The sequence below is a fragment of the Parabacteroides sp. CT06 genome (assembly GCF_002257605.1).
GTDB lineage: Bacteria > Bacteroidota > Bacteroidia > Bacteroidales > Tannerellaceae > Parabacteroides > Parabacteroides distasonis.
This window is the reverse complement of record NZ_CP022754.1, coordinates 438,895-450,993: the sequence shown is the minus strand read 5'-3', so window position 1 is coordinate 450,993 and position 12,099 is coordinate 438,895. Positions and strand designations below refer to the sequence as shown.

Here is a 12,099-nt window from a genome sequence, read left to right as displayed (position 1 = left end):
ATGTTAGCATTCGAGAATATACTTCAAAGAATAGAAAGCGAGATCTCTCAACTACAATTCACCAATCCTCCCAAGAGCTTATACGAGCCGATAGAGTACATCTTGTCCCTCGGAGGAAAAAGAATACGTCCGGCGTTAACGTTGATGGCATGTAATATATATAATAATAGTATAGAGAATGCGATCAAGCCCGCTTTAGGTCTGGAAGTTTTCCATAACTTCACCTTGCTGCACGACGACCTGATGGATGAAGCTGATAAAAGAAGGAACAAACCTACCGTACACAAGGTATGGAATGCCAATACGGCGATTCTTTCCGGAGACGCGATGCTAATAGCGGCTTATCAATTAATCGGATCAACGGAACACGGCCACCTTAAACAAGTGTTGGATTTATTTACGCAAACCGCGGCGGAAATATGTGGCGGCCAACAATTCGACATGGAATTCGAGTCTCGCATGGATGTGAGCGAGGAAGAATACATCGAGATGATCCGGCTAAAGACAGCCGTACTACTGGCCTGCTCCCTTAAGACGGGTGCCCTACTCGGAGGTGCCTCACAGGAAGACGCAGGCAACTTATATGCGTTTGGTATCAATATAGGTCTAGCGTTTCAACTGCAAGATGATTTACTAGATGTATATGGTGACACCGCCACTTTCGGGAAAAACATTGGCGGCGATATCCTTTGCAACAAGAAAACATTCTTATTGATCAACGCTCTCAGACTGGCCAATAAAGAACAAGCGGAAGCTCTCCGTAGCTGGATGGGTAAAAAAGAATTCGACCCGGCTCAAAAGATACAGGCATTCACCTCTATCTACAACGAATTGCAGCTAAAACAATTAACAGAAAATAAAATCCAAGCCTATTACGACGCATCCGTAGAGAACTTAAAAGCTTTACAAGTCGCCCCCGAAAAATTAACGATCCTAAAAGAGGTTTGTGATCATTTAATGCATAGACAATCCTAATCCATGAGGTTAATAGACACACATTGCCATTTATATCTGGAGGATTTCGATCCGGAGCAAGACGAACTGGCTCAAAAAGCAAAAGACTCAGGTATCGACACCCTGCTTCTGCCAAACGTAGACCTGACGACGATTGACAGAATGCACGATTTATGCGATCGATACCCAGAGTTCGCTTTCCCCATGATGGGATTGCATCCGACCAGTGTGGATAGCAATTATATCGATATCCTAAAACAAACGGAATCCTATCTATCTAAACGTACTTATTGCGGTATCGGTGAAATCGGGATCGATCTATATTGGGATAAGACTTATTTAAAGGAGCAACAAATCGTTTTCGAGGAACAACTGCGTTGGAGCATCGATCTGAACCTGCCCGTAGCCATCCATACCCGCGACGCATATCCGGAAGTTCTGGAATGCATACATAAAGTCGGAGCGGAAAGACTTAAGGGCGTATTTCATAGTTTTACCGGCACAACGGAAGAGCTGGAAGAAATAAAGAAACTGCCCACCTTCAAGATCGGGATAAACGGAGTTGTTACCTTTAAAAATTCAAAACTGTCCGAAGTCATTCGGCAAACGGATCTTAAAAAGATACTCTTGGAAACAGATGCACCCTATCTTTCACCAGTCCCCTACAGAGGTAGACGGAATGAGCCTACTTACATATGGAAGACGGCCGAGAAAGTGGCGGAAACATTCGGCCTCACGCTAGAGGAAACCGTAAACGCTACTCGAAAAAACACATTAGAATTGTTTAAAAGCGTAAATAAACCCATATAGACACTTTTTTTCGAATGAAGTCAAAATTTATTTCGTGGATATTGTGTATATGTCAAGCAAAAACTATAGATTTGTGCACTGAAAAGATTGCATATGGGAATTTTTTCGTATTTTGCGGTCGTTTTAGAAGAAGCTAGGCGAATAATTGGAGAGATGCTCGAGTGGTTGAAGAGGCACGCCTGGAAAGCGTGTAAACCCCTAAAGGGTTTCGCGGGTTCGAATCCCGCTCTCTCCGCGGTGGAGAATACCATGAATTAATTAACAATAAAATAAAAACAAATAAGAGAATTATTAATCTTAAAAATTAAACACACAATGAAAAAGTTATTTGCAAAAGCATTCTTGGGTTTATGTGCCCTTGGAACTTCTACCGTAGCATTCGCGCAGGACGCTGCAGACGCAGCTACAGCTGTTGAAGGAGGTATGTATCAAGCATTAAAAACAAAGTTTATCGAAGGTGGTGCCGACTTCATGAGTTTGGTTGCTATCGCTTTGATTTTCGGTTTGGCTTTCTGCTTAGAGAGAATTATCTACTTGAACTTAGCTGAAACGAATTCCAGCAAATTGTTGAAGGGTATCGAAGATGCTTTAGACAAAGGTGATGTTGAAGGCGCTAAAGCTATCGCTCGTGACACAAGAGGCCCTATCGCTTCTATCGCTTACCAAGGATTGATGAGAATTGACCAAGGTATCGACGTTGTAGAAAAATCTATCGTTTCTTATGGTGGTGTTCAAGGAGGTCTTTTGGAAAAGAATATGTCTTGGATCACATTGTTTATCGCAATGGCTCCGTCTTTAGGATTCTTGGGTACTGTAGTAGGTATGATCATGGCGTTCGATAAAATCGAGCAAGTTGGTGATATCAGCCCGACGGTTGTAGCAGGTGGTATGAAAGTGGCCTTGATTACTACTGTAGGTGGTTTGATCGTTGCTTTGATCCTTCAGGTATTCTATAACTATTTGTTAAGCAAATTGGAGGCTATCTTGAATCAAATGGAAGATGCTTCTATCTCTTTGCTTGACTTGGTTATCAAATACAACGTCAAATTCAAAAAATAATAACGAATTATGGCAGTTACTAAAATAAGAAAAATATCCAGTTGGACTTTACTGATAAGTTCTATTATCAGTATTATTGTTCTGGGTATGTTTTATGCGGGTGGAGTCGTTGACCCTGCCGCTGAAATGAAAGAGCCCATCTATACCGGGTTATTGATTAACTGGACTTCTGTATTGTTCTTCGTGACAATCATCAGTACAATGTTGTTTGCCGTTTGGCAATTTTTGACGTTGTTGAAGACAAACGCTAAATCAGCGATTATGTCTTTGGTTGTATTAGTTTGCTTCGTTGCCGTTTTGTTCATCACTTACACGATGGGTGACGCAACTCCTTTAACAGGTTTGAACGCAGACTCTCAAGTTTACAACACTCCGGGTTGGTTAAAGATCACAGATATGTGGATCATGTCTACAATCGTACTTTTGGTTCTGATCGTAGCATGTGTAGTTTGGGGTTCTGTAAAGAGAATCATGGGTAAATAATAGTAATAACGAACTGATAAAACAAGAAAGAAATGGGTAAGAAAAGAAAGACACCGGGTATCAATGGTTCTTCTTCGGCCGATATCGCTTTCATGTTGCTTATCTTCTTCCTTATTACTACATCAATGGATACAGATAAAGGTTTGGCAAGACGTTTGCCGCCCCCTGTACCTAAAGATCAGAAGAACGATACCGATGTTGACATCAAAAAGAGAAACTTGTTGGTTGTATTGATCAACAGTAATAACCAGATTCTCTGCGGTGATCAATTTGTCGATATCAAGCAATTGAAAGAAAGAATCAAAGAGTTCATTGATAATCCTTATAATGACGAACATAAGCCTGAGCGTGTTGAGGCTGATGTTCCATTCTTCGGAAAGATGATGGTAACGAAGAACCACGTAATTTCTTTACAGAATGACCGTGGTACCGAATACCAAGCTTATATCGATGTGCAGAATGAAATTGCGGCTGCTTATAACGAATTGAGAAATAAGGTTTCTAAGGAAAAATTCGGTAAGAATTTCGCTGATTTGGACGAAGAACAACAAAAAGCTGTACAGCAGATTTATCCGCAAAAGATATCAGAAGCTGAACCTAAAAATTATGGAGGTAAAAAGTAATGGGAAAGTTTAGTAAAGCGGGCGGTCGTGAAATGCCCGAATTGAATACATCATCATTACCTGACTTGGTGTTCGCTTTCTTGTTCTTCATCATGATGGTAACATCTATGCGTGAGGTAACATTGAAAGTAGAGTTCCATGCTCCACAAGCTACAGAGCTTCAAAAATTGGAGAAGAAATCTTTGGTAACATTTATCTATGTCGGTAAGCCGACTAGAGATTTGAGAGCGAAGATGGGTTCTGAAACTCGTATCCAATTAAATGACGCTTTTGCGGAAACTTCGGAAATTCAGGATTATATCGCACAGGAAAAGTCCAGTATGAAGGAAGAGGACCAGCCGTTTATGACGGTTTCTATCAAGGCTGATAAAGAGACCAAGATGGGAACGATTACAGACATCAAGCAGGCTCTTCGTGAAGCATACGCATTAAAGATTAGTTATTCTGCCGCTCAACGTGTCGACGAATAATGATCTACAAATAGAATATCTAAAAAAGGCGGGAAATAGAATCCCGCCTTTTTTTTATTTCACTCCATAGACATTTTGGTGAATAATGGTCTTAACTCGCTTAAAAGATCGCTCCAGATCAAGTTCCCCATGAGTCATCAAACGCATTTCTAATAACGCCTCTCCTCTACGATATGGAGGTTGGAAATATACATGGTGATCCAAGACAAACCCCAGACGTTCATAAAAACCGATTCTACGTTTACTCATCTCCTCTGTCGGCATCTCTACCTCTAAGACAACCGGATCTTCGTGGAGAGCTAAAAAACTTGTCATTGCTTTCGCTCCGATTCCTCCGTTACGAGCGGACTCGTCGATCGCAAAATGCTCCGCATAAACAAAGCCCTCAAATTGCCATCCCGTAATGAAACCCACATAAATACCATCCCGTAGCAAGGCATACATCTCGAAACGGCTATCTTCCTCCAAAAGCTTACGTACCAAAGAGAAATCACGACGCTCTTCCTCGGGGAAAGAACTAGTATATGTTTTCTCTACTAGATCCAATAAAGGATCGGCTATCTCCCGGACAGGCTTACTAATTATTACATGATCTTCGCTCATAAAAAAAATACTTAATAATTGAATAAAGAATGCTTACAAAATCAAAATAATCTAACATAATCTTTAGGTGATTATAAGATTATCATTATATTTGTATTAAATATGAAAGATATAATCTAACAGTAATACAAATATACTGAATATATGGCACATCATCAACTAGATGAACTGGACGAGAAGATACTTAAACTAATCATCGGCAATGCGCGTATGCCATTTTTGGAAGTAGCGAGGGAATGTAACGTATCCGGAGCGGCTATTCATCAACGCATACAAAAGCTGACTAATTTAGGGGTTATCAAAGGCTCAGAATTCATCGTGGATAACACAAAAGTTGGGTATGAAACTTGCGCATATATGGGGTTATTCCTAAAGTCTCCCGGACAATTTCCAAGCGTTACAGAAGCGCTGTTGCAGATACCGGAAGTCGTGGAATGCCATTATACAACGGGGCAATACGACCTGTTTATAAAAATATACGCAAAGAACAACCAGCATTTGCTAAGCATCATCCACAACAAGCTTCAACCATTGGGCTTGGCTCGCACCGAATCGCTCATATCCTTTAAGGAGGCATTCAAAAGACAAATTCCTATTGATCTGGACGACGATTAATAAAGGAAGCTAATATAAGAAAAGGGTCCGTAATTCGGTTGAAACCGGTTACGGGCCCTTTTTATCATGATCACTAAGCGCTATTAGAACTCAGCATTATTCGGTGTACGCGGGAAAGGTATCACGTCACGTATATTTGCCATGCCTGTAACGAACAGCAAAAGACGCTCAAAGCCCAAACCGAAACCAGAGTGAGGCACCGTACCAAAACGGCGAGTATCTAAGTACCACCACATATCCTTCATCGGGATGCCCAACTCATCAATACGAGTCATTAGCTTATCATAGTCGGCCTCACGCTCGGAACCGCCGATGATCTCTCCGATCTTCGGGAACAATACGTCCATGGCACGCACCGTCTTTCCATCCTCGTTTTGCTTCATATAGAAAGCCTTGATCTCTTTCGGGTAATCCGTTAAAATTACCGGACGTTTGAAGTGATCCTCCACCAAGAAACGTTCATGCTCAGAAGCCAAGTCTACACCCCAATAAACAGGGAACTCAAATTTATGTCCTTTAGCGACAGCCTCTTCCAATATCTTGATTCCTTCAGTGTACGGCAAGCGAACGAATGAGTCTTTCAAGACCCCTTCCAGACGAGCGATCAATTCCTTATCGAACATATCGTTCAAGAACTTGATATCCTCCATACAGTTATCCAACGCCCATTGTACGCAATATTTAATGAACTCCTCGGCCAACTCCATATTGTCCGCGATATCATTAAAAGCGACTTCCGGCTCAATCATCCAGAATTCCGCCAAATGACGAGGCGTATTTGAGTTCTCAGCGCGGAACGTAGGGCCAAACGTATAAATCTGTCCCAAGGCTGTAGCTGCCAACTCACCCTCCAACTGTCCGGAAACCGTCAAGCTAGCCTGCTTGCCGAAGAAATCGTCCTCATAAATGATAGAGCCATTCTCATCCTTTTTCAAGTCGTACAAATTTTTGGTAGTAACTTGGAACATCTGTCCGGCACCCTCACAGTCGGAAGCCGTGATGATCGGCGTATGGAAATAGAAAAAGCCTCTATCATGGAAAAACTTATGGATAGCGTAAGCCATATTGTGACGAATACGGAATACCGCGCCAAATGTATTCGTACGAGGACGCAAGTGAGCGATCTCACGTAAAAACTCCATGGAGTGTCCCTTTTTCTGCAACGGATAAGTAGCTGGATCAGCCGTACCGAAGATCTCAATCTCGGTAGCCTGTATCTCCACGCTTTGCCCCTTGCCTTGGGATTGTGTCAAGATACCGTTTACGCTGATACTAGCTCCCGTGGTAATCGGTTTCAAGAACTCATCACCCAATTTATCTACATCCACAACGATCTGAACATTATTGATTGTAGAACCGTCATTCAAGGCGATAAAATTCACCTGTTTGCTACCACGGCGGGTGCGAACCCATCCTTTCACGTTCACGGTAGTACCGAAAGCGTCGCTTTTCAGTACGTCTACAATTTTTGTTCGTTTAATTGTTTCCATCTGTATCGTTTTTTTTATTCGAAAGCTCCCATCCTAAGAGCGTTCACTTCCCTTTCATTTAAGTAACGCCATTTACCGCGGCCTAAGTTCTTCTTAGTCAAACCGGCGAAATAAACACGATCCAATTTCGTCACATGATATCCCAACGATTCGAAAATACGGCGCACGATACGGTTACGGCCGGAATGGATCTCGATACCCACTTGGCTCTTATCGTCCTCGCTAGCATAGCTGATAGCGTCCGCATGGATCTCCCCATCCTCAAGCTCAAGGCCGTTGGCGATTTTCTCCATATCCTCGATAGCCACGTTCTTATCCAACCACACATGGTAGATCTTCTTCTTCTTGAAAGATGGGTGAGTCAATTTAGAAGCTAAATCACCATCGTTCGTCAATAACAAGACACCTGTCGTATTGCGGTCCAAACGGCCTACCGGATAAATACGTTCTTGGCAAGCGTTCTTCACCAAATCCATTACTGTCAAGCGTTCTTGAGGATCATCAGAAGTCGTTACGCAATTCTTCGGCTTGTTCAATACGATATACACCTTGCTCTCGATCTGAACCGGCTTCTCGTTAAATGTAACAACATCTTGACGAGTAATCTTAGTACCCAATTCCGTTACCACGACATCATTAACCTTAACAGCCCCTTTCTGGATAAACTCATCCGCCTCACGACGAGAGCAAACACCAGCGTTAGATAAGAATTTGTTCAAACGAATCGGTTCGTTCGGATCCGCCAAGACTTCCTTATACTTGATCTGTTTCGGACGCATGTTGTAACCCTGCTGTCTTTGGAAACCACCTCCTCCACCGGAACGGCGATTATTATTGTAAGAAGGACGGCGATTATTTCCATATCCACCACCCCCTTGACGATTACCGCCATAAGAGTTATCGTTACCATACGAACGTCTGGGTGCGTAACCGTCCCCGCCGCTTGAACGTGAATCATTGTAATCAACCCGGGTATCACCTACTCTAGGTCTTCTTTTCTTCATACCATCCGCAGACATTCCCTCTCCGGAAGGACTAGCGGAATAAGCCTTTGCCGGTCCATCATAATTAGGACGAGACGGACGATTGTATTGCCCTCCTCCATTCCCATATGACGGGCGGTTATTTCCATAAGACGAGCGGCCGCTGTTGTAGCCACCTTCACGGTTGTTGCCATAAGACGGGCGATTATTTCCATACCCACCATCGCGATTGTTGCCATAAGATGGACGACTATTACCATAGCCCCCCTCACGGTTGTTGCCATACCCGCCTTCACGGTTATTATCGTAAGAACGCGGACGGCTCGGACGATCCCCGTATGAAGGACGGTTATTTTCTCCATAAGACCGATACGGTCTACGTTCATAGCTACCCTCAGGTTTATTATAACCCTGATTGTAAGGTCTTCTTTCACCTTCTTGGTCTGTGTTTTCCCGTCTGATACTTGGTATCACTTTTTTTGGACGCGGTTGAGATTCATCTCTTTCTTCTGTACTCATTTGTTATAAATTAAACAATGGTTAAAAACTTGGTAGCCTCACGGCTACCTGTATTATCACTAAATTCCTGTATAATTATGAGGCGTTATAGCCCTTAATTCATCTTTAATCCGGTCGCTAACATTCAAGGTTTCGATAAACTCCTTGATAGATTGCTCCGTAACAGTCTGGTTCGTACGTGTCAAAGCTTTTAATGCCTCGTAAGGCTTCGGATAACCCTCACGGCGTAAGACCGTCTGGATACCCTCGGCTACCACAGCCCAGCAATTATTCAAATCCCTACTTAGGGCGTTCTCGTTCAATAACAATTTACCCAAGCCTTTTGTTAAGCTCTTGAAGGCAATTTCTATATGTGCCAAAGGCACGCCTACGTTTCTCAACACGGTAGAATCCGTCAAGTCTCTTTGTAAACGAGATACCGGCAATTTCGTAGCCAAATGCTCTAAAATAGCGTTAGCGATCCCTAGATTACCCTCAGCGTTCTCGAAATCAATCGGGTTCACCTTATGTGGCATAGCAGACGAACCGATCTCACCCGCCTTGATCTTTTGCTTGAAATACTCCATGGAGATATATTGCCAGAAGTCACGATTCAAGTCGATCAAGATCGTATTGATACGCTTCAAGCCATCGAAGATCGCTGCCAGATTATCATAATTAGAGATCTGGGTAGTCCACTCCTCACGCTTCAAGCCTAACACCTCACTAACGAACTTGTTACCGAATGCCCTCCAATCATATTCCGGATACGCTACATGATGCGCATTGAAGTTTCCTGTAGCCCCACCGAATTTAGCGGAGATAGGAACGGCCTTTAACAATGCCAACTGTTGCTCCAAACGGTAAACAAAGACCATCACCTCCTTACCCAAACGAGTCGGAGATGCCGGTTGCCCATGTGTCTTAGCCAACATCGGAATATCCATCCATTCCTCGGCGTATTTTTTCAAGGCGCCGATCACCTCTTCCAAACCCGGATAATACACCTCTTGCAAAGCGTCCTTGATCGATAAAGGCACAGATGTGTTATTAATATCCTGAGAAGTCAATCCAAAATGAATAAACTCGTGGTATTTCTCCGCAAGGAAATGATTTGTTTTTTCCTTAATAAAGTACTCCACCGCTTTCACATCGTGGTTTGTCACGCTCTCGATCTCCTTCACTCGTAAAGCGTCCTCCTCCGTAAACTCCTGATAAATTTTCCGGAGCCCCTTTTTTACTTCCGCCGCATTTAACTCGCTTAATTGCGGAAGAAACTCAGATAGAGTAATAAAATACTCGATCTCAACTCGCACCCTATACTTGATAAGTGCGTATTCTGAAAAATAAGCCGCCAGATTCTCAGCCTTATTCCTGTATCGCCCATCCACGGGCGAAATAGCAGTCAGTGTCGATAATACCATATACATTATTAATATAGAGTCGCAAAGTTAAGTCTTTTCCATTGAATAATAAGGTAAGCAATCGTTATTTTTAACTAAATGCCCCGTTTTTAGGACCATCAGACACTTACGTAGCCACATCCAAACAAAATTCATATTCATCCACATTTTTTCGTCAAAAAGTTTGGTGGTAATAAAAAAAGCCGTATCTTTGCAGCGCTTTAGAGAGATAAAGCGAACGAAAAAATAAGTTTAAAGGGCGTTTAGCTCAGCTGGTTCAGAGCATCTGCCTTACAAGCAGAGGGTCGGCGGTTCGAATCCGTCAACGCCCACCTTTAAATTTATTATTTCACCGAAAGATTTTCGGGCGTTTAGCTCAGCTGGTTCAGAGCATCTGCCTTACAAGCAGAGGGTCGGCGGTTCGAATCCGTCAACGCCCACTTTTAAATTTATTATTTTCACCGAAAGAATTTCGGGCGTTTAGCTCAGCTGGTTCAGAGCATCTGCCTTACAAGCAGAGGGTCGGCGGTTCGAATCCGTCAACGCCCACAATAGAAAAGATTGTTTGGTTTCCAGACAGTCTTTTTTTATTTAGGAACCAGAGAGTTTACCCGAGGTTCCAGAAACTTTTCCAAAGCAAGTTAACTTCCCTACAATTCCCTATCTCTTCTGCGACAAGAGGACAGCGATCAGACGATCTAACGAGAACTTACCAGGTCCTGCTATATACATCAAGATAAAAATGACCAAGTAAACGAACGCCAACTCTTTCAAAGAAAACGGATCATTCCCGTGAATCACGAAGAAAGCCACTCCCATAGTAAAAATCATCGGGATCATTGCCAACCGATAGAGCGCACCGAGAATAAAGCCAATCGAACAAAAAAGCTCCCCAAAAATGGCCAAGCCTAGAGAAACCGAATGTCCAACTCCCAGTGGGTCCGGAAATGCGGCGGACATGCTCTCAAAATTCGTCCACTTCTGTATCCCATGCGAAAGCAATAGACCTCCAAATAACAAACGAAGCGCCAACAACAGTAACGATATAGCTGTACCATCCGGCTTCATTGGAAAAAGAAATTTGTAAAATGCTGACATAATTCCCCTATTTTTTATCTTATCAATTCATCTTTCTGGTAATAAAACAAAAACGAAGTAAGGTTAGTTCAGCAAAAGCTCCGGGAATTGACAAGCGGCTTATCTTTCGCCTTGCAAAACGTTTGCCACTACTATCATAACACTATTTACCTTATTATAATACAACGACTTGAAATAATACATCTTCAAAAGAATAACAATTTAACAACATGCTAATTACCTTTGTTTTCCGTGTTCTTTCATTACTTAAATAACTCCATCATAAACGTACATAAAAACTTTCGGTTTTTTCGTAAGTTTGTAGTCGAAAATATATTTCACTGAATATGAGAAATTAAATTAAGGAGAACAGGAGTAACAGTGAATATATCAAATGAGTAAGTATATTACGAATTATTACATTTAGACTATGCTTTTAGAAAAACTACTTAAAGGATTTAATTATAGCACCAGTACTTTCAATTTGAAGGAATCTAAGTTATTTGACCAATATTTTGAACGAATATTGATTAGTAAAGGTACATTTTTGGTCAAGGAAGGAGAAATAGAGAGGTATAGTTATTTCGTTTTTGATGGAATATTACGTTGTTGGCTATTAAATCATAAAGGAGAAGAACAAATCTTTTGGTTTTGTAAAGAGGGTACGTTCTCAATGTCGAACATATCTTTTACATTACAAACAAAGTCTGCGTTTAATGTGCAAACAATTGTAGATAGCGTTATTTACCGAATAGACAAGAAACAAGAAAATGAACTATACACCGCTATACCTAAGGTAAAAACTGTATTTGAAGATTTGAATGCTATATTGCTGAATAAACTCTTGAAAAGAAATATCGACTTGATTAAATATTCCCCTGAACAGTATTATCTACAGATGATTGAAGAATATGGCATTACACTAAACTATATACCGCTAAAAGATATAGCTTCTTATTTGGGTATCACACCACAAGCACTAAGCAGAATCCGTAAACGTATTTTTTAACTTAGATTCAGTGCTTTAAATG

13 protein-coding genes and 4 tRNA genes are annotated in these 12,099 nt (G+C 41.8%); 12 read left to right on the top strand and 5 right to left on the bottom strand.

Translation table 11 applies throughout. The features are described 5' to 3' along the window. The 7 genes from CI960_RS01820 (at position 1) to CI960_RS01790 (ending at position 4,399) form a co-directional block, all read left to right on the top strand. The gene (locus tag CI960_RS01820) at positions 1 to 975 is read left to right on the top strand and encodes a polyprenyl synthetase family protein (protein WP_005858916.1); all 975 of its coding nucleotides are present in this window, start codon (positions 1 to 3) and stop codon (positions 973 to 975) included. A 3-nt stretch (positions 976 to 978) separates the two neighbouring features. Then, positions 979 to 1,764 carry a TatD family hydrolase gene (locus tag CI960_RS01815; RefSeq protein ID WP_005858918.1) on the top strand — a complete coding sequence of 262 codons (786 nt, stop codon included), beginning with the start codon at positions 979 to 981 and terminating at the stop codon, positions 1,762 to 1,764. Between the two features lie 147 nt (positions 1,765 to 1,911). Further along, a tRNA-Ser gene (locus tag CI960_RS01810) sits at positions 1,912 to 1,999 on the top strand. 80 nt (positions 2,000 to 2,079) lie between these two features. Further along, positions 2,080 to 2,823: a MotA/TolQ/ExbB proton channel family protein gene (locus CI960_RS01805; protein WP_008772636.1), complete on the top strand. Its 744-nt coding sequence runs from the start codon at positions 2,080 to 2,082 to the stop codon at positions 2,821 to 2,823. A 9-nt stretch (positions 2,824 to 2,832) separates the two neighbouring features. Further along, the gene (locus tag CI960_RS01800; RefSeq protein WP_005858922.1) at positions 2,833 to 3,306 is read left to right on the top strand and encodes a hypothetical protein; all 474 of its coding nucleotides are present in this window, start codon (positions 2,833 to 2,835) and stop codon (positions 3,304 to 3,306) included. 32 nt (positions 3,307 to 3,338) lie between these two features. After that, the gene (locus CI960_RS01795) at positions 3,339 to 3,929 is read left to right on the top strand and encodes a biopolymer transporter ExbD (protein WP_005858924.1); all 591 of its coding nucleotides are present in this window, start codon (positions 3,339 to 3,341) and stop codon (positions 3,927 to 3,929) included. After that, entirely contained in the window at positions 3,929 to 4,399 is a 471-nt protein-coding gene (locus CI960_RS01790; protein WP_005858926.1) for a biopolymer transporter ExbD, read from the top strand. Before CI960_RS01795 ends, CI960_RS01790 begins: the two co-directional genes overlap by 1 nt. 54 nt (positions 4,400 to 4,453) lie before the next feature. Here the strand turns inward: CI960_RS01790 and CI960_RS01785 are convergent, their stop codons facing one another. Then, a complete protein-coding gene (locus tag CI960_RS01785; protein WP_005858928.1) occupies positions 4,454 to 5,002 on the bottom strand; it encodes a GNAT family N-acetyltransferase in 549 nt (182 codons plus the stop codon). A 144-nt stretch (positions 5,003 to 5,146) separates the two neighbouring features. On the opposite strand from CI960_RS01785, the gene CI960_RS01780 reads away from it, so the two are divergent. Continuing rightward, positions 5,147 to 5,617, top strand: a complete 471-nt coding sequence (locus tag CI960_RS01780) for an Lrp/AsnC family transcriptional regulator (protein ID WP_005858930.1) — start codon at positions 5,147 to 5,149, stop codon at positions 5,615 to 5,617. A gap of 83 nt (positions 5,618 to 5,700) precedes the next feature. On the opposite strand, the gene asnS is transcribed toward CI960_RS01780, so the two are convergent. From asnS to purB, 3 genes are read right to left on the bottom strand one after another with little or no spacing between them, the layout of a single operon-like run. Further along, a complete protein-coding gene (gene asnS / locus CI960_RS01775) occupies positions 5,701 to 7,107 on the bottom strand; it encodes an asparagine--tRNA ligase (protein ID WP_005858932.1) in 1,407 nt (468 codons plus the stop codon). A gap of 14 nt (positions 7,108 to 7,121) precedes the next feature. Continuing rightward, positions 7,122 to 8,609 (bottom strand): pseudouridine synthase, encoded by a 1,488-nt coding sequence (locus tag CI960_RS01770; protein ID WP_005858934.1) that lies wholly within the window; start codon positions 8,607 to 8,609, stop codon positions 7,122 to 7,124. A gap of 59 nt (positions 8,610 to 8,668) precedes the next feature. Continuing rightward, positions 8,669 to 10,012, bottom strand: a complete 1,344-nt coding sequence (gene purB / locus CI960_RS01765) for an adenylosuccinate lyase (protein ID WP_005858936.1) — start codon at positions 10,010 to 10,012, stop codon at positions 8,669 to 8,671. A 236-nt stretch (positions 10,013 to 10,248) separates the two neighbouring features. Between purB and CI960_RS01760 the strand changes: the two genes are divergently transcribed. The 3 genes from CI960_RS01760 (at position 10,249) to CI960_RS01750 (ending at position 10,540) form a co-directional block, all read left to right on the top strand. After that, positions 10,249 to 10,323, top strand: a tRNA-Val gene (locus CI960_RS01760). 33 nt (positions 10,324 to 10,356) lie between these two features. Beyond that, a tRNA-Val gene (locus tag CI960_RS01755) sits at positions 10,357 to 10,431 on the top strand. 34 nt (positions 10,432 to 10,465) lie between these two features. Continuing rightward, a tRNA-Val gene (locus CI960_RS01750) sits at positions 10,466 to 10,540 on the top strand. A gap of 111 nt (positions 10,541 to 10,651) precedes the next feature. Here CI960_RS01750 and CI960_RS01745 read toward each other — a convergent pair. Further along, complete coding sequence (locus tag CI960_RS01745) at positions 10,652 to 11,089, bottom strand: DoxX family protein (RefSeq protein WP_005858940.1); 438 nt, start codon at positions 11,087 to 11,089, stop codon at positions 10,652 to 10,654. 409 nt (positions 11,090 to 11,498) lie between these two features. Here CI960_RS01745 and CI960_RS01740 point away from each other — a divergent pair, with 409 nt between their 5' ends. Beyond that, on the top strand, positions 11,499 to 12,077 hold the full coding sequence (locus CI960_RS01740; RefSeq protein ID WP_005858942.1) for a Crp/Fnr family transcriptional regulator: 579 nt from the start codon (positions 11,499 to 11,501) through the stop codon (positions 12,075 to 12,077). Positions 12,078 to 12,099: the final 22 nt, after the last annotated feature.